The sequence below is a fragment of the Granulosicoccus sp. 3-233 genome (assembly GCF_052681095.1).
The window spans coordinates 13,522-31,523 of sequence record NZ_JBQYLE010000019.1; the positions used below are offsets into that span (position 1 = coordinate 13,522).

An 18,002-nucleotide genomic window follows, 5' to 3' on the forward strand; every position below is an offset into this window, starting at 1 on the left:
TGACATGACGAGCGGTAATGCACTGCGATGTTTGTCCGGGGCCATCTTCAGGAAATGTAACCATCGGATTCCGACGACTGATTCATGCTTCGCCGACTGGGGCACACGCCTTGCTCCACTCAGGCTGATCACGGTAGGAGCCGAGATGAATAACTCAATCGATACAAACTCATTGTTGACGCAGCTTCGGGTGATGGCTCGGGATGCGGGAATACCCTCCTCGGAAGAAGTGTCTCCGGGGGCCAAGCCCGCGCCCGATGGCATCGATTTCTCGAAGGTACTCGAAAACTCTGTCAAACAGGTCAATAACCGCAGTACCGAGGTCAAGGCGCTGCGTGAGTCGTTCGAAGCAGGCAATCCCAATGTGGAGCTTGCGGACGTCATGATCGCCGCGCAGAAGGCCCGAATATCATTTGAAGCGATGACTCAGGTTCGTAACAAGATGGTGGCAGCCTACAAGGAAATCATGAGCATGCCCTTGTAATGCCAGCCATTGTTTCGAGCGCTTTTCCAATCCACACGCTTGCGTGTCTTTGATACTGCAGATAGCTGATACACCATGAGCGATGCCAACTTGATCAACGCCCAGCCTCAGGGGAATCCGGTGGCGGCGACTGTGCTGAGAAGTCTGGCTGCACCGCAGCTGGGTGCCTTGCTGGTCGTGGCAACGGCACTGACCCTTGGGGTCGGGCTGATCATCTGGACCATGCGACCGGACTACGTGCCGGTCGGAGGGCAGGGCAGTCGTGAAGATTCCTTGCAGATCATCGAGATGCTCAACAGTTCGCAGGTGCAATACAAACTGGATCCATCAACCGGCCTGGTACTGGTGCCTCAGGATCAGGCCATGCAGGTACAGATGAGCCTGGCTGCCAGTGGCCTGGTGTCGGATCAGAAGTCGGTCGGTCTGGAACTGCTGCAGCAGGAGCCGTCTCTTGGCACCAGCCACTTCACGGAATCTGCTCGCTATCAGCATGCATTGGAAACCGAGCTCAGTCGTACCATCAGCAGCATGCGTAATGTCGAGTCGGCGCGCGTGCATCTGGCCATGCCGAAACAGTCGGTGTTCATTCGCGACAGGGAAGAGGCGTCGGCCTCTGTCATGATCAAGGCCAAGCCGGGACGGACCATCGAAGACGAGCAAGTGGATGCTGTCATCAATCTGGTGGCTTCCAGCATTCCCTATCTGGCCAGTGGACAGGTGACCGTCGTGGATCAATGGGGACGGCTGCTGTCGACGGGCGATGATCAGACAGGCGGGGCCACTCGGGATCAGTATCAGTATGCCCGCAAGCTCGAGAAACTCTATTCAGATCGTATCGAATCACTGCTGACGCCCATTGTCGGAGCCGGGCGGGTTCGTGCGATTGTCACGGCTGATCTGGACTTCAGTCTCAATGAGCAGACGCAGGAGAGTTATGAGCCGGATGCTCAGCAGCTGCGCAGTGAACAGATCGATACCCAGATCAACCGCAATGGCGCAGGCGGCGCCGAGGGCATACCGGGAGCTCTGACCAACCAGCCTCCCGGCAATGGAACGGTGGATCCGGGGGAGGCTGCCGGTGAAGATGGTGCCAATGGCGGTATCGAAAGCGAAAACTCCAGTGCGGTACGAAACTACGAGCTGGACCGAACCATTACCCATGTCCGTCAGGTTCCGGGAAGCGTACAGCGGATATCGGCAGCGGTCATCATCGATGATCGTCTGGAAATGAGCCCGGATGGTGAACCGGTCAGAACCCCCTTGACCGAAGAGGAGTTGGCCGAGTACACCCGACTCGCACAGGAAGCCGTAGGCTTCAGTGAGCAACGCGGTGACAGTGTTGTTGTATTCAATCGCGCTTTCAAGCCGGTGGAAGAGATAATGCCGATCGAGCCACTCCCCATCTGGCAGCAGAGCTGGTTGTGGACCATGGTTCGTCAGGTGCTGACAGGTCTTTCGGTATTGCTGCTGGTGCTGCTGGTGCTGCGACCTGCGGTAAGACGTCTGGTGCCAGTACAGGACAAGGCTGCGCTGGCAGCACTGGGCGTTGACGGTGAGGAGCAGCCGAAGGGCGAGGTCACGGTTGAGGTCAATGGCAAGGCCGCACTGGAAGGGGGCTCTCCGGCATCGCTGGAGCCGCCTCCTGTCATCTACGGTGACATTCTCAACATGGCCAGAGCCATGGCAGCAGAGGATCCCAAGCGAGTTGCGAAAGTCGTCAAGGACTGGGTCGCCGAGCAGTAATGGCTGACGAGGAAAAAAAGTCGACGGGGGCGGGCGCGTCCCCTGACAAGCCCGCCCTGAGTGGCTCCTGCCAGGCTGCCATCCTGTTGATGGCGCTTGGTGAGGAGGAAGCAGCGGGCATCCTGCAGCACATGAAACCTGCCGAGGTTCAGGCTCTGGGTGAGGCGATGAGTGCCATCAATGGTGTGACGCAACAACAGATCGGGGACACACTCGATCAGTTCGTCAACCGGGTGCGCAATGAATCCTCACTGGGACTGGAGTCCGCCAGCTACTTCAAATCGACACTCACGCGCGCCCTTGGCAAGGACAAGGCATCCAGTGTCCTGTCTCGCATGCAGCCCCCGGATGAAGATCAGGGACTGACTGCTCTGAAATGGATGGATCCGCGTGTGGTTGCCAAGATCATTCGCAATGAACATCCGCAGATCATGGCTACGGTGCTGAGTCAGCTTTCCCGTGAGCAGGCGGGACAGGTTCTGGACCTGTTGCCGGAGGAACTGCGGTCGGACATCATCATGCGCATCGTTCAGCTGGACAAGTTGCATCCCGCAGCACTGGCCGATCTGAACGAAGTGATTCAGGAGCTGTTCGAGAACAACGCAACCATCGAACTGTCGGGCCTCGGTGGTGTACAGGTAGCCGCGGAGATTCTCAACGGGGTGTCGAAAGACTCGGAGGAGATGATTCTGGATGCCATTGAAACCGCAGATGCGGAAATCGTGGAGAAGATCAAGGAAGGCATGTTCATCTTCGAGAATCTGCTCAATGTCTCTGACCGGGACACTCAGACCATGTTGCGAGATCTGTCGAATGATGACCTCATCGTGGCACTCAAGGGTGCTTCCGAGGAACTGCAGGCCAAGATTTTCCGCAACATGTCATCTCGTGCAGCAGACTTGCTGCGGGATGATCTGGATGCCAAGGGACCTGTGAAACTGTCCGATGTCCAGGAGTCGCAGCGAGCCATACTGGTAACAGCGAAGCAGTTGGCGGAAGACGGCAAGATCTCGCTGGGTGGCAAAGGAGACGACTATGTTTAGAGTGCTCTCGGAGGATGAGGCGAAGCAGGTCACTCGCTGGCATGCACCTGAACTCAAGGGCTCGGTGCCGGTTGCCAATACCCGGCAGATCGCAACACCGGTGCGTCTGGGTGAAACCATGCCGGGCAGAGCTGCCCCTCCAGCGCATGGGGCAGGTGCTCAGCTGCAGTCGTCAGTGTCAGCCTTGCATTCATCGGACGGACAGGATCGGCTTGATCAAGGCATCGGATCCGCTGGCATGGCGCCGGAACATGCGACAACGACAAGCATGCCCATGGCCGGTCAATCGGCTGACATGCTGCAGGCCAGTTACGACGAAGGCTATACCAGTGGTTATGCAGAAGGTAATGCACAACTGCATCAGCAGTCGGTACAACAGCTGCAGGCCATGATCGATACGCTCGGGAAGCCTGCCTTGAAGGTGCCTGATGCGGAGCTGGAACAGGAAGTCATGGCACTGTCTCTCGAGATAGCCCGGCTGGTACTGGGTCGGGAACTGCAGATGGACAACGAGACCTTGGCCTCACTGGTCCGTCGTGGCATCGAGCAGTTGCCCAATGCCGGCAAGGCGAACGTACAGGTACATCTGAACCCGCTCGATGCGGCCATGCTGGAGGAGGTGGCTCAGCTGCCCGACAATGTCGACATCGTCGTGGATGGGGCCGTGAAACGCAGTGATTGCCGGATAGTCTCGGGTGCCAGTACCGTACACGGTGGTCTGGACGACTGGTTGGCCATCGTGGGAGCCGAGCTGGGCGTGACCTCACACACGGGACAACAGGCCTGATTCGCATGACTGACTCGCAGGTGGCGCCCCCATCGGATTCCCTGTCGGCGCGTTTGCGCAAGCGCCGCTTGTCGCTTGCCGGTGCGGAGTTGCCGGTCGAGGGACGCTTGAGTACCTTGCGAGGTCTGACCCTGGAGGCCGAGGGTTGCCAGGCAGAAATCGGTTCACGGTGTCTGCTTGAAACCACGGGCGGTAATGATATCGAAGCACAGGTTGTCGGATTCAACCGGGGTCGGACCTTGCTCATGCCGACCGGCAGTGTTGCCGGTTTGCGGTCGCAGGCGCGCGTCAAGCCGATCCCCGGTCAGCTCGGCGCTCCTTGTGGTGACGAATTGCTGGGGAGAGTCATTGATGCCAAGGCCCGCCCGATTGACGGCCTGGGTCCCTTGCGCACCTCCTACACCACGCCTCTGATGGGTGTGCCGATCAACCCCTTGCAGCGAGCAGCCGTTCGCGATGTCTTCGATGTCGGGGTGCGCTCGATCAACGGGCTGATAACGCTGGGTCGTGGGCAGCGTGTCGGTTTGTTCGCCGGTTCAGGTGTGGGCAAGAGTGCCTTGCTTGGCATGATGACGCGTCATTCCGAGGCTGAGGTTACCGTTATCGGCATGATTGGTGAGCGAGGAAGGGAGGTCAACGATTTCGTCAGAGAGACCCTGGGCAAGGAAGGCATGAAGCGGGCGATCGTTGTCGCTGTCCCAGCCGATCAGCCGCCACTGATGCGATTGCAGGGAGCCATGATGGCGACAGCCATCGCGGAGAGTTTTCGGGATCGCGGACAGCAGGTGCTGCTTCTGATGGATTCCCTGACACGTTTCGCCCAGGCCCAGCGAGAGATCGGTCTGGCTACCGGCGAACCTCCCACCACCAAGGGTTACCCGCCCTCGGTATTTGCAATGCTGCCGCAGTTGGTGGAGAGAGCAGGCAACATGGCAAACGGCGGATCGATCACGGCAATCTACACAGTCCTGGCCGAGGGCGATGATCAGAACGATCCGATCGTCGATGCGGCAAGAGCCGTGCTGGATGGTCATATCGTGCTGACACGGGCGCTGTCGGATGCCGCCCACTATCCGGCAATCGACATCGGTGCTTCCGTCAGCCGTACACGGTCGGCTGTCAATTCTGCAGAACAGGAACGACGAATACGCCGTTGTCTGCAACTGTCCGCGGCCTACCGGGCGCAGGAAGACATGCTGCGAGTCGGGCTCTACAAGGCCGGTACCGATCCTCTGCTGGATCAGGCAGTCGCTTTCTGGCCTCGCTTGCAGGCCTATCTGCAACAATCTGCCGGCTCCGGAGTCAGCATCCGCAACGCCAGAGAGCAATTGGCAGACATTCTCGGTCCGTTGACGTCTACCCAGAACTGAGTGGGGATGCACGCGTGAGGCACGTGTGCTGAGCATCCTCCATCCCGCGGTTACGCAAATCTCTGCCGTTTCCTGAATCGGGCGGTGTTGCCGTCGGCTCTACAGGCTCGAGCGAGTCTGTCGATCTGGCCTGTTGCTGCCTGTCCTTGTCATTGTGACCTTTCGTGTCAACTAACCCCGGATGGGTAATTTGTGCTGTACCAACCGGTTTTCGTGCCGACATGAGGGTATGCAATCAACAAGTACCCGTTCATGAGCTCTGGTCAGTTGTCAAAACTCGAATCTCTCTCGCAGACGCGTGTCGACCAGGCACGCAGTGCTGTCGAGCAGCAACGACTGGAACTTTCCATCATGGACAGGCAGCACCAGGAGCTGAAAGCGATCAACAGGGAATATCAGGAAGGCGTCATCGGCGAGTCCGGTATCGCTCCTCAACTGCTGGCACAGCGACGCGCGTTCGTGGCACAGCTGACGGAGAAGCTCGACATGCTGAGTTTGCAGCGCCAACAGCGTGAGCAGTTGCTGCAGAGCAAGCTGGCAGAGCAGAAGCAACATACGGCTCAAACTGCCGCCATCGGCTCTCTGGTGGAAAAACGACTCTTGCACGAGGCGCATATTGCGGCAAGGCAGGAGCAATCACAGCTGGAGCAGGCCGTACAGGGCATACAGCATGTGAACAAGTTGAATTCGGAGGATGAGCATGTCTGAACCGTCCAATACGTCGGTGCAGGGTCTGATCGGCTCGTTGAGTGCCGCTGGCAAACCTGCAGCTGCCAAGGGCCAGATCGATCCGGGTAGTGGCAATCCGGATGGCAAGGCTTTCTCCCGCGAGCTGGGTCAGGCGCTGGAGCAGCAGTCATCGCAGACATCTCTTGCCGGTGAAAAGCCGTTGGTGAAGCCGGGCAGCAGGCCGGTGACCACGCCGGATCCTGCCGTGGCTGGCGTGGCCCCTGCAGCAGATGCTGATCAGGAAGTCCCGGAGATACTGGCAACTGTCACCAGCGGCGACGCTGAACAGGAAACCGTTTCCGCTGCCGCAAGCGTCAGAAAGATCGAGTTGCCTGAGCTCTCGCCCGAGACGGACCTCGTCACTCGTGATACAGGATCGGTGGCAGCGGCTGAACGTCTTGCCGATCGGGGCAGTGAAGCTGTCGAGGATCTGAAAGCGGCGCCGACCACCGAGCGGCCGGTCTCCGCCGATGGCAAGGCGCCGACGGTTCGACCGAGCGCAGCTGTCGAAGAGCAGAGCGAGCAGTTGCCTGACAGTCTGACTGAAGAGCTGGCCAGGGACGTGAGCAAGGCGGCAAGGTCAGCGACGGTGACCGAGACTGCCGATCAGGCCATGTTGCCTGACAGCCCGGACACCCGACCCAAAGTGTCCGACGCACCTGCGTCATCGGTGCAGACCACCGCTGTGGACAAGTCCGGCAGGACTGATCTGCTGACCGGCAGTGACGAAGCAGGAATCGACAGTATTGCCAGTCCGGGCAAGCGCCCCGGCTCAGTCGCAGCACCGTTGACTCCAGCGGTGCCAGCGGCCGCGACGACTCCCCCGTTGCCTGCGCAGACCGTCGGGTTGTCCCCCGGGCAGACGCCGCCATCACCGGTGACGCCGGAAGTCGCCTCAACGACGGGCATGATCAGTGATGTCGAGACTCTACCGGGAAGCAAACCGCTGCCTGTCGTCTCCGACGAGGGTGTTTCTCTGACGAGTGAGTCAGGTGTTCGCAGTCCGGCAACGCTCAAGGCTGACCAGCGCCCTGTCGCGCAGGTGCCAGGCGCGACCGCTGGTCCGGCAGTCGCTGCGGCCCCCGACAATGAAGCGTTGCCAGCGACCAGAACGGTTCGCAGTACGGTAGCGACGCAGCCTGCAGAGGTGGGCGAGGTCATCTCGCAGGCCGCTCTGGCCGCCCGCTATCGTTTCGCGACGCAAGAGACAGGTGGTCGCCTGGCGACACCCGCTGCCGACGACTCGCAGACTCCTGTGATGTCTGCAGGTATCAGTGTTGATGGCAAGGCAGTCGCTCCTGGTCAACTGGTAGCGACGGCAGCACCGGCCGGCAATTCATTGACGGAGCAGAGTGCCGAAAGGGGCGGGGAGGCCAGGGCCGTGCAGCTATCGGCGGCCGAGATGACACTCGATGATGGCGAGCCCGTCTTGCGTCATGCCGATCTGCTCAAGGAGCTGAACAATCAACGGGCTGCTCTGAAAGACTCGATTGCTCCACCGGGAGCGCAAGCGGCGACCAATCCGGTCGATGTACTGGTCAAGACTGCGTCGACGGATAACACGTTTCTTCCCGTGACCGGCGGCATCGTTACTGCTCCTGTGATGCTGCGTAGCGACGCGGTGTCAGCCACTCCCGTCAGTGCACCCTTTGATCTGCCGGTTCTGGTCGACGACGCGGATGCCACGATGGCAAGCAATGTCAAGTGGATGGTGAAGGAGGGCGTCCAGAATGCAACCGTGACGGTGTCGCCCGCGGGGATGGGACCGATATCGGTCAAGGTCGGAATCGAGCAGGATCAGATGAGTGTGTCGATAGTGGCTTCACAACACACGACTCGAGAGGCGCTGGATGCCATGTTGCCACGCTTGCGTGAGCAGTTGGCCGGCCAGGGGCATGAGAGTGTGAGACTGGACGTGAGCGATGGTCGGGGTGAGCAGTCCAGGGGTGGCAATGGTCAGATGTTTGCAGGTATGCGTAACCCGTCCGATACATGGGCACAAAGTGAGCAAGGTAATGGTGGTGGCAACGGTAATCAGGCGGAGTATGGGGATTCCAGAGATTCGACAGGGAACACGGACGGATACATGGCTGAAGACTTGCAGCGTGTTGTACCTGGGATTGCGGGAGACGGACGAACGTCTTCTGCATTTGATGCCTATGTCTAACGGAGTTCTTGCATGAAGAAGATGATTCTCATTGGTGTGGGTGCGCTGGCGCTGGTGGGAGTGAGTGTCGGAGCATCCCTGTTTCTGACAGGAGCGCTGAACAAGGAGCCTGTAGCAGCTGCGGCAGTGGAAGAAGAACCTCTGCCCGAGGAAGTCTACTACTACAACGTGCAGCCCGAATTTGTCGTGAATTTCAAGGGCAAGACTCGGGTCAAGTTTCTGATGATCGAAATGGTGGTTGCCAGCCATGACGAGGAAGTTCCGGTGGTTCTGAGCGATCACGACCCGGAACTGCGCAATTCCCTGCTGATGTTGCTGGCAGAGCAGGACAGTGAAGTACTCAAGACAGCCGAAGGAAAGCAGGCCTTGCGTGACTCTGCGATGGCACGAATCGATGAAGTGGTCAGTAATCACTACAAGCCGGAACGCATCCTGGACGTGTTCATAACGCGTCTGGTCATGCAATAGATCAGGTAGCAGATCAGCCTTGCAGGGCTGGCAGGTTCGACAGCCGAGATAAACATGGAACAAGAGAAACAGTCGGCCACGGTGTACGATTTCGTACACCCGGGCCACAAGCTGAACCGGCAATGGCCGGTACTGGATTTGGTCAATGCCCGAATTGCCACGGCATTCGGCACAGCCTTGAGTGAGCGGCTGCAAATAAACCTGATCGGGCAGTCGTTGCAGACGACGCGTGGCACGTACATGGATTGTGTCGAGTCGATGGGTGAGACCTGTGTCGTCCACGAACTGTCCCTGAGCCCGCTCACTGGTGTCGTCTGGTTCTGCATCGATATCAGTATGGTATCGGCGCTGGTCGACAGCTACTTCGGCGGAAAGGCGACCATCACACCGCTCGAGAAGTCGCGTCAGTTGTCACGAACCGAGCAACGGGTAGTGCAACACGTGATTGCAGCACTGGCCGAATCCATTACCTCCGGTTGGTCGATGGTGCTGCCATTGAACACGGCAATGGTCGGGCCGATTGACGCGAGCAGGCTGAGTAATGCTCCGCTGGAGCAAGTCATGGTTACCAATGAAGTCAAGTTGCAGCTGGAAGAGCTGGAGCTGCCGTGCCAGATAATCTATCCCTTCGAGATGCTCAAGCCACTGAGTGCACAGTTGCAGCATGACACACCGAAGGCCTCTGCTCAGGACATCGAGTTCAGCAAGGCACTGCGTTCGGAGCTGATGAACTGCGAGCTGGACATTCGTGGCGTGCTGTCCGAAACGAAGATCACGCTGGGAAAACTGCTGGAGCTCCAGGCGGGGGATTTCATTCCGCTCAGGGACGTACGCAATGTCTCCTTCAAGACTCAGCAAATGCCATTGTTCGATGCCCGTATCGGCAATAGCAATGGACGTGTTTCCGCCAGCCTGTCTCGCTGGCATCTACCTGGTGGTCAATGAATCATGCCTGAAGATAATACAGCTGAGAACATGCATGACGATGATACCGGTAGTGCGGCAGAGTCGGAGAACACGACATCGGTGGATCCGGCCGCGAACGCTGAAGCGGCCGGTGAGCAGGGGTTCGATCAGGTGCAATCGGTAGAGACGCCGAACATGTCCAGTGATCTGACCGGTGACCCGGACAATCGGCCAACTGCCGATATCTCGATGATTCTGGATATACCGGTCACTCTGTCAATGGAAATCGGCCAGACCCGTATCTCCATCAGTGAGCTGCTGAAGCTCAGTCGGGACTCTGTCATCGAATTGCAGCGCATGGCGGACGAACCGATGGATGTATTGGTAAACGGCACGTTGGTTGCTCATGGTGAAGCAGTGGTCGTCGGCGATCGCTTCGGTATCCGTCTCACGGATGTCATCAGCCCGCAGGAACGGTTGAAGAAATTCGGCTGATACCGTTCACGGTACCAAAGCAGATCGGCAAGGGATCCAGAGCAAGACAGTAGCAAACCTGCCTGCAAGAGCGACAGGTCAAATCTGAAGGAGAAATTCATGTTTCGACTGCCCACGGCAAGTATTCTGCTGTTGTGTGGTGTCTGCCTCGGCAAAACGGCTATTGCTGCAGAATCGAGCCGTCCGGTGATTTCACCACTTGCCACACTTGGCAAGCTCGCCATTGCGCTGTTGCTGGTATTGCTGGTTTTCTGGATCTTCGCCCGAGTCATGCGGCAACTGCAGGGTACGCGAGGTGCGCTGCACAGTGGGTTGAAGATTGTCGGAACACTGTCCCTGGGCCAACGCGAACGGGTCGTTGTGGTGCAGGCTGGCGAAGAGCAACTGGTCCTGGGTGTCACTGCCAGTCAGGTCAACACACTGCATGTGCTGTCCAGACCACTGGCCGCGTCCGCTCAGGAAGAGCTGGGTGACTTTCGTCAGAAACTCAGTGCCGCACTCAAGCGTCAGGTTGCCGACTGATGCGAACCCTCCATACCGCCGGAACGGGCAGGGCAGGATGTCCACTGAGCCGAGTCGTGGCAGCCGGCAATCCATGGTGCCCGGCACTGCTGTTGCTAGCCCTGGCGTTGATGCCGGATATCGGTCATGCCCAGGCGGGCATCCCCGCCATCATTGTCGATGGTACCGAAGGCGGAGGCGAAACCTGGAGTCTGAGTCTGCAAGCGCTGGCTCTGATGACCATGCTCACCTTGCTGCCGGCAATCCTGCTGCTGATGACGTCGTTCACGCGTATCACCATCGTACTGGGCATATTGCGCACAGCCATGGGCACCCCGACCACGCCGTCGAATCAGGTGATGATCGGTCTGGCACTCTTTCTGACTCTGTTCGTCATGCGCCCGGTGTTCACGGAAATTCACGAGAACGCGGTCAAGCCGTTCATGGCCGAGCAGATCAGCGCTGAAACCGCCATCATGGCGGCTGCCGTACCGTTCCGCAAGTTCATGCTGCAGCAGACACGTGACAACGATCTCGAACTGTTTCTGGAGATTTCCGATTCGGCGCCACCGCAGGGCGTCGAGGATATTTCCTACTGGGTGCTGTTGCCTGCCTTCGTTACCAGTGAACTCAAGACCGCTTTCCAGATCGGTTTTCTGTTCTTCATTCCCTTTCTGATCATCGATCTGGTGGTCGCCAGTGTTCTGATGTCCATGGGGATGATGATGCTGTCGCCGCTGATCATTTCCCTGCCATTCAAGCTCATGCTGTTCGTGCTCGTGGATGGCTGGAATCTGGTGCTGGGTACACTGGCCGGCAGCTTTTTCATCTGATGTGTCGAACAGCTATCAGGAGGCCATGAGATGACACCGGATACGGTTATCGATCTGGGGCGTGATGCGCTGACGACCACGGTCATGCTCAGCGCACCGCTGCTGCTGGCAGCGCTGTTGACTGGTCTGGTGGTTGGTCTGTTTCAGGCGGCAACACAGATCAACGAGCAGACCTTGAGCTTCATTCCGAAACTGCTGTCGATGGTGATTGTGCTGATAGCCACCGGCCCCTGGTTGTTGCAGACAATCCTGGACTTCACTTCCCAGCTGATCGTTGAAACCGTTCCCAGAATCATAGGTGGCTGATGTCAGCCCTGACGATTACCGCAGAGCAGATCAACGGCTACGTGGGTCTCTTCATGTGGCCACTGTTCCGCGTTGCGGGATTGCTGTCGATCATGCCGGTGCTGGGTGGTGGGGAAGTACCGGTCAAGGTGCGGGTCGGGCTTGCATTCATGATCACCCTGCTCATCGTGCCATCGCTGGATTCCATGCCACAGCTGGACCCCTTGTCCGCGGACAGCGTACTGGTATCCGTACAGCAGTTGATCATCGGTGTGGCCATGGGATTGATGGTGCTGATCGTGTTCAATGCGGTGACCATGGCAGGTGAGAGTATCGCCGTAACCATGGGACTGGGTTTTGCGATGCTCAATGATCCGCAGAACGGTAGCCAGGTGCCCACGGTTAGTCAGTTCTATCTGATCCTGGCAACCCTGTTGTTTCTGGCCTTCAACGGGCATCATGCCATTCTGTTGCTGCTCACTGCCAGTTTCACGTATCTGCCCGTTGGTCAGCCCCTGGGTGAAGATGCGATATGGACCTTGCTCACCTGGGGAGGAATAGTCTTCAAGGGTGCGCTGAGCATCGCGTTGCCGGCTCTGGCAGCCATGCTGACGGTCAATATCATCATGGGTGTCATCACCAGAGCCGCACCACAGCTGAATCTGTTTTCCGTGGGTTTTCCGATAACCATGACTGTCGGGTTTCTCTCGATCCTGTTCACTCTACCGTCCTTCCAGGTGTCGTTCGAATCGCTGCTGACCCTGGTGCAGACGACCATTGTCGCTTTTCTGAGGGGCTGATACCTTGGCAGGAGCACCTGATAGCGGACAGGATCGCACAGAGGACGCGAGTCCGAAACGCCTTGCGGATGCACGCAAGAAAGGCGATGTACCGCGCTCGAAGGAGCTCAATACGGTACTGATGCTGCTGGCGTCGCTGATCGGCTTCGCCGTACTGGGCAGTGGCGGGGTCAATGCCTACCGGGATCTGGCCAGCCATCAGTGGCAGATCGATCGTGAGAGACTCTTCTCCGACCATGCCGTACTCAACGGTCTGTTGACCCCCTTCATCGAGGCATTGTGGATAGCGGGTCCGTTTCTGCTGCTCATGTTCCTGGCCGTTTTCATCGGACCCTTGTGCATGGGCGGATGGGTATTCAGCGTCTCGTCGTTGAAGGTGGACCCCGGCAAGCTCAATCCATTGAAGGGACTGAAGCGCATGGTCGGCTTGCAGGGGCTGATGGAGTTGCTCAAGTCCCTGATGAAGGTCATTCTGCTTGGCTGGGTGGCTGTCATTCTGCTGGAAGGGCATATCGATGAGTTTCGCAGCCTGGGAGTGCTGCCGCTGGAGGAAGCCGTCGACAGGATGTTCGTTCTCATCTTCACGATTCTGATGATACTGGTGCTCTCGCTCAGCCTGGTGGCCATGGTGGACGTTCCGTATCAGCGCTGGAGTCATGCCCGTAAACTGCGCATGACCAAACAGGAGGTGCGTGACGAGAGCAAGGAGCAGAATGGTAATCCGGAGGTCAAGGCCAAGGTGCGGCAGATGCAACAGCACATGGCCAACAAGCGCATGCTCACTGATGTGCCGGACGCCGATGTCATCATCGTCAACCCCACACACTTCTCGGTAGCACTGAAATACAGCGAAGATGCCGTGGCGCCCGTGGTCGTTGCCAAGGGGGTGGACCATATGGCCTTGAAAATCAGGGAGATCGGCAAGGAAGCCAATGTCTCCATCTTCCGTGCACCACCGCTGGCAAGGGCACTGTATCGGCACAGTGAAGTTGGTGAAACCATACCGTCCGAACTTTATCTTGCCGTAGCTCAGGTATTGGCCTATGTGCTGCAAGTCAAGAAGCTGAATTTCGCAGACCAGCGCCGACTGGTGCCACCGACCGATCTGGAGGTGCCACCGTCGATGCAGGACAAAAAGGATCAGTAGGCCGGACCACCCATGAAGAACATCCATGTCGAGCCAGAGGTTGACGCATCAGCGCAATTGCCTGGTGTTTCCCAGACCGGCGGGCGTCGCACCGCAGCATGTTGGCGACAACGGCGGCTTGTCGGTGCAGGCCGATGGGTGACGGGTGAGGAGTAATTCATGAGCATGCAATCGACGAGAACCTTCTTCAGGGAATTGCAGCTGACCGGGCTCGGGGCACCATTCCTGGTGTTGCTGATGCTGGTCATGATGGTGTTGCCGATACCGGCCATGGGGCTGGATCTGCTGTTCACCTTCAATATCGCCTTGTCTCTGATCGTGTTGCTGGTCACTGTCTATACCAGTCGTCCGCTGGAGTTTTCCTCCTTTCCGACGGTTCTGCTGGTAGCAACGATGCTGCGACTGTCGCTGAATATCGCCTCAACCCGGGTCGTGCTCATCGAAGGGCATACCGGCACCGCCTCGGCCGGCCAGGTCATCGAGTCGTTCGGCAATTTCGTCATCGGTGGCAACTATGCCGTCGGCTTCGTGGTCTTCGCCATACTGGTCATCATCAACTTCGTGGTGGTAACCAAGGGGGCAGGGCGTGTATCCGAGGTGAGTGCACGCTTCGTACTGGATGCCATGCCGGGGAAGCAGATGGCCATCGATGCGGATCTCAATGCAGGCCTGGTTGATCAGGAAGAGGCCCGACAACGTCGTTCGGATATTGCTCGAGAGGCCGACTTCTACGGTTCCATGGACGGTGCCAGCAAGTTCGTCAAGGGTGACGCCATTGCCGGTTTGCTGGTGCTGTTCATCAACATACTGGGAGGCCTGGCGGTGGGTGTCGGTCAGCACGGGCTGAGCTTTTCGGAAGCGGCACACAACTACACCTTGTTGACCATCGGTGATGGTCTGGTGGCACAGGTTCCGTCACTGCTGCTGTCCATGGGGACGGCCGTCATCGTGACTCGCGTCTCGGCGGCAGAAGACATGGGTGAGCAGATCACCATGCAACTGTTCAAGGATCAGCGGGCCTTGATCATAACGGCCATTCTGATCGGCTTGCTGGGCGTGGTCCCGGGAATGCCCAATCTGGTTTTTCTGACGCTCGGTGCCGGTCTGGGAGCCTACGCCTGGTATACACGCAACTCCTACGCGGAAAAACCCGAGCCCGAAAAGGAAGAAATCAGACCCGAAAAACCGGCGGAACTCAGTTGGGAGGATGTCCAGACGACCGATATCCTGGGGCTGGAAGTCGGCTTCGGACTCATCCCTCTCGTGGATGCCCGTCAGGGCGGTAAGTTGCCTGACAGGATCAAGGCGGTACGACGCAAACTCACGGAAGAACTCGGCTTCCTGATTCATGCCGTGCATATCAAGGACAACCTGGATCTGCCGGCAACCCGCTACCGCATTTCCATTCTGGGTGTCACCGAAGGGGAAGCCGATCTGCACCCCGACAAGGAATTGGCGATCGGTAGTGGTATCGAAAGCAGCATGTTGCAGGGGATCGCTACCAAGGATCCTGCCTACGGGATGGATGCAGTGTGGATTCGTATTGATCAGCGAGACAGTGCACAGGCCTTGGGTTACACGGTAGTGGATCCGGGCACGGTTATAGCGACACACATGAGCAAGTTACTCATGCAACACGCCGGCAGTCTGCTCGGTCACCAGGAAGCTCAGTCTTTACTGGATACGCTCAGCAAGAGCGCTCCACGACTGGTTGAGGATCTGGTTCCAAAGATGTTGCCTCTACCGACGGTGGTCAAGGTGCTACAGAATCTGCTAGACGAAGGAATACCGGTCAAGGACATGCGGACGATTGCCGAAACGCTGGCCGAGAAGGGCACACATACAACCGATTCCGAGGATCTGACGGCGGCCGTGCGAGTGGCACTGCGTCGACAGATTACCGGACAGTTGACGTCGTTCGAGGAAACTCTGCCAGTGATCACGCTGGATGCCGAGCTGGAGAAATTGTGTCTCAGCTCTGTGGAATCGGAGAACAGCGGCGGCCTGGGTATCGAGCCCGGACTGGCCGAGCGTCTCTATCAGTCACTGGCTGACAGTGTTCATCGACAGGAAGTCAATGACGAGCCAGCGGTGCTGCTGGTCAGTCCGAAGCTGCGGCCATGGTTGGCCGGAATGGTGCGACACACCATCCCTTTGCTGAAAGTACTGGCTTACAACGAAATTGCTGAAAACAAACGGTTGAAGGTGATTGCGAATATCGGCGGCGAAGCTGTCGTCTGATCCATCTGTCGCTGAAAACTCTGCCGCCAACCACATGCGAATCCTGACATGCAATTGAGACGATTTACTGCTGATACGACCCCTGAAGCCCTGGGAGCAGTGCGAATGGCATTGGGCGATGATGCCATTATTCTGGCGAATCGCAGGGTTGGGGATCAGGTCGAGATCATAGCGACGGCACAGATGGATGATGTGTCCGCGATGGCTGAATCCACGACCGCTGAAGTTCCCGCTGCTCTGGCAGCGCGACCTGCCGAATCGCCGCAGATGCACGCGGATGGTTCCCTGGCCGCCTTCACACCGTCCAGCCCTGTACGAATCGATGCCGACGCCGTGCCTCGGCACGACAGTGGCCAAAAGGCGGAACAGGCGATCAGATATTCGGACATCAAGGACTATGGTGATACGTCGGATATCGAGGACGACAAGGTCTCGATCTCGGGGCGGAGCACGACTGCCGGTTCCAACTCCAATGGCAGTTCGCCACTGTTGTCCGAGCGGCGCGGCGACGTCCAGCATTCACGAGACAGCCATCATGACAGTGCCAACAGCCATGTCCATGGTGGCAAGCCGGTCGTCAGGGAAGCGCCCAGCACGAGAATTGCGCCGACTCTGGAATCCGTGGCAGCGGCGCTGACAACACAGTCTCAGGTACTGGAGCAGCATTTCCGTGGGCTGGAAGTCAATCTGTGGGGCGTCAATGCGCCCAATCGCAGCCTGCATCTGCAACAGCTTCTGTCCCTGGGGATCGGAGCCGAACTGGCCGTTCGTCTGGTGGAACGCTGTGCTGCGGAGATGTCTGCCGATACCGCGATCCGGCAATCTCTGGCAACGCTCAAGTCATCGCTGAACATAGCAAGAGACAAGACCTTCGACGTGCCGGGTGTGACGATCATGTACGGACCTCCCGGCGCGGGCAAGACCACGGCGCTGATGAAGCTCGCGACCGAACATGTCAGACAGAACGATAACCAGTCCATTGTCATCATCTGTGCGGACACTCGGCGCATCGGCGCCTTCGAGGAACTTCAGGCCTACGGCAGGTTGTTGGGGGTTCCCACCGTACACGCCCACGACATGGCGGAACTGACCAGTCTGGCAACCGCTTTCCAGCACAAGAAGCTGGTTCTTGTCGATCATACATTGCCACAGGACCCCAGGGCCGTGCCACTGCCTCAATCTCTGCTGAGACCGTCCAGTGTGGATTCGGTCAGGCATCTGTTTGCCTTGCCGGCCACGATTCAGGCATCTACCGCCGAGGCACTGATCAAGGCCCATTGCGGTGGTCAGTGGCGAATGAACCTGGTACTGACGAATCTGGATACGAGTGCACGCTTCGGTGAATTGCTCAATGCCATCATCCGCCACGAGAGTCCGGTGGCCTACTGGTCGGACGATGCCAGTGTGCAACGACCACTGGAAAGGGCAGATGCCTCTGTGTTGATCGCAACGGCGGTTGCGATGCGTAAGCGTATCGAGCAGTCAGCCGACGATCAATGGCTGCATCGCCTGATTCAACCTTCGAATCAGGTTTTCCCGGGGTCAATGGGGGCTGCTGAGGGATCAGTACAGAACTGCGCATGAACGTATTGTTTCTAGTGAGTACAGGCCTGACCGCTCTGGTTCTGATCATGTGCGTGGTGCTCCATACCAGGTTGACCAGGGTGCAGGTTCAGGCAAAGGCGCAACGTGAACAGCTGGATCGCATCGAGGTCGGCATCCATTCGCTGGCGGATCTGCATGATGACATGCGCAAGCGCATGGATCAGCTGGCGACCGATGTGCTGCAACGCGAGATCTATCAGAATGCGGACGACCGCCATGAGAATGCCATCAAGGATGCACGAGCCGGCTGTGATGTGATCATGCTGGTTCAGAGGCACGGCCTGTCCTCTGACGAGGCCGCCCTGATTCACGCTCTTCACGGGAGGCCGCAGACAGCGCCACCAGTTGGTGTCGAGATGGAAGATTCGTCATCACATACCTGGTCCGGAGACATCTAA

Annotated in this window: 18 protein-coding genes; all 18 read left to right on the forward strand. The window is 58.2% G+C overall.

The genetic code is table 11. The annotated features are described in order from the left end of the window. The first annotated feature begins 145 nt into the window (after positions 1–145). The 18 genes from fliE (at position 146) to ACUNV4_RS28570 (ending at position 18,002) form a co-directional block, all read left to right on the forward strand. Complete coding sequence (gene fliE / locus ACUNV4_RS28485; RefSeq protein WP_430882064.1) at positions 146–484, forward strand: flagellar hook-basal body complex protein FliE; 339 nt, start codon at positions 146–148, stop codon at positions 482–484. Positions 485–559: 75 nt separating this feature from the next. After that, entirely contained in the window at positions 560–2,227 is a 1,668-nt protein-coding gene (fliF, locus tag ACUNV4_RS28490) for a flagellar basal-body MS-ring/collar protein FliF (RefSeq protein ID WP_430882065.1), read from the forward strand. Continuing rightward, positions 2,227–3,270, forward strand: a complete 1,044-nt coding sequence (gene fliG, locus ACUNV4_RS28495) for a flagellar motor switch protein FliG (protein ID WP_430882066.1) — start codon at positions 2,227–2,229, stop codon at positions 3,268–3,270. The genes fliF and fliG overlap by 1 nt, the downstream gene beginning before the upstream one ends. Then, positions 3,263–4,057 (forward strand): FliH/SctL family protein, encoded by a 795-nt coding sequence (locus ACUNV4_RS28500; protein ID WP_430882067.1) that lies wholly within the window; start codon positions 3,263–3,265, stop codon positions 4,055–4,057. Before fliG ends, ACUNV4_RS28500 begins: the two co-directional genes overlap by 8 nt. Positions 4,058–4,062: 5 nt before the next feature. Next, positions 4,063–5,427 carry a FliI/YscN family ATPase gene (locus ACUNV4_RS28505; RefSeq protein ID WP_430882068.1) on the forward strand — a complete coding sequence of 455 codons (1,365 nt, stop codon included), beginning with the start codon at positions 4,063–4,065 and terminating at the stop codon, positions 5,425–5,427. A gap of 252 nt (positions 5,428–5,679) precedes the next feature. Continuing rightward, positions 5,680–6,135: a hypothetical protein gene (locus ACUNV4_RS28510; protein ID WP_430882069.1), complete on the forward strand. Its 456-nt coding sequence runs from the start codon at positions 5,680–5,682 to the stop codon at positions 6,133–6,135. Next, positions 6,128–8,323, forward strand: a complete 2,196-nt coding sequence (locus tag ACUNV4_RS28515; protein ID WP_430882070.1) for a flagellar hook-length control protein FliK — start codon at positions 6,128–6,130, stop codon at positions 8,321–8,323. Before ACUNV4_RS28510 ends, ACUNV4_RS28515 begins: the two co-directional genes overlap by 8 nt. 12 nt (positions 8,324–8,335) lie before the next feature. Continuing rightward, the gene (locus ACUNV4_RS28520) at positions 8,336–8,791 is read left to right on the forward strand and encodes a flagellar basal body-associated FliL family protein (RefSeq protein ID WP_430882071.1); all 456 of its coding nucleotides are present in this window, start codon (positions 8,336–8,338) and stop codon (positions 8,789–8,791) included. A 54-nt stretch (positions 8,792–8,845) separates the two neighbouring features. After that, positions 8,846–9,736, forward strand: coding sequence for a FliM/FliN family flagellar motor switch protein (locus tag ACUNV4_RS28525; RefSeq protein ID WP_430882072.1), 891 nt, complete (start codon positions 8,846–8,848; stop codon positions 9,734–9,736). Between the two features lie 3 nt (positions 9,737–9,739). Beyond that, a complete protein-coding gene (gene fliN / locus ACUNV4_RS28530) occupies positions 9,740–10,192 on the forward strand; it encodes a flagellar motor switch protein FliN (RefSeq protein WP_430882073.1) in 453 nt (150 codons plus the stop codon). Between the two features lie 99 nt (positions 10,193–10,291). Next, positions 10,292–10,714, forward strand: a complete 423-nt coding sequence (gene fliO / locus ACUNV4_RS28535; protein WP_430882074.1) for a flagellar biosynthetic protein FliO — start codon at positions 10,292–10,294, stop codon at positions 10,712–10,714. A gap of 110 nt (positions 10,715–10,824) precedes the next feature. After that, positions 10,825–11,526 carry a flagellar type III secretion system pore protein FliP gene (gene fliP / locus ACUNV4_RS28540; RefSeq protein WP_430882109.1) on the forward strand — a complete coding sequence of 234 codons (702 nt, stop codon included), beginning with the start codon at positions 10,825–10,827 and terminating at the stop codon, positions 11,524–11,526. Between the two features lie 30 nt (positions 11,527–11,556). Next, positions 11,557–11,832, forward strand: coding sequence for a flagellar biosynthesis protein FliQ (gene fliQ, locus ACUNV4_RS28545; RefSeq protein WP_430882075.1), 276 nt, complete (start codon positions 11,557–11,559; stop codon positions 11,830–11,832). Continuing rightward, entirely contained in the window at positions 11,832–12,611 is a 780-nt protein-coding gene (gene fliR / locus ACUNV4_RS28550; RefSeq protein WP_430882076.1) for a flagellar biosynthetic protein FliR, read from the forward strand. Before fliQ ends, fliR begins: the two co-directional genes overlap by 1 nt. Before the next feature lie 4 nt (positions 12,612–12,615). Beyond that, positions 12,616–13,758 carry a flagellar biosynthesis protein FlhB gene (gene flhB, locus ACUNV4_RS28555; RefSeq protein ID WP_430882077.1) on the forward strand — a complete coding sequence of 381 codons (1,143 nt, stop codon included), beginning with the start codon at positions 12,616–12,618 and terminating at the stop codon, positions 13,756–13,758. Between the two features lie 165 nt (positions 13,759–13,923). Continuing rightward, positions 13,924–15,999 (forward strand): flagellar biosynthesis protein FlhA, encoded by a 2,076-nt coding sequence (gene flhA / locus ACUNV4_RS28560; protein ID WP_430882111.1) that lies wholly within the window; start codon positions 13,924–13,926, stop codon positions 15,997–15,999. 48 nt (positions 16,000–16,047) lie between these two features. After that, positions 16,048–17,583 (forward strand): flagellar biosynthesis protein FlhF, encoded by a 1,536-nt coding sequence (locus ACUNV4_RS28565; RefSeq protein WP_430882078.1) that lies wholly within the window; start codon positions 16,048–16,050, stop codon positions 17,581–17,583. Next, positions 17,580–18,002, forward strand: a complete 423-nt coding sequence (locus ACUNV4_RS28570; protein ID WP_430882079.1) for a hypothetical protein — start codon at positions 17,580–17,582, stop codon at positions 18,000–18,002. The genes ACUNV4_RS28565 and ACUNV4_RS28570 overlap by 4 nt, the downstream gene beginning before the upstream one ends.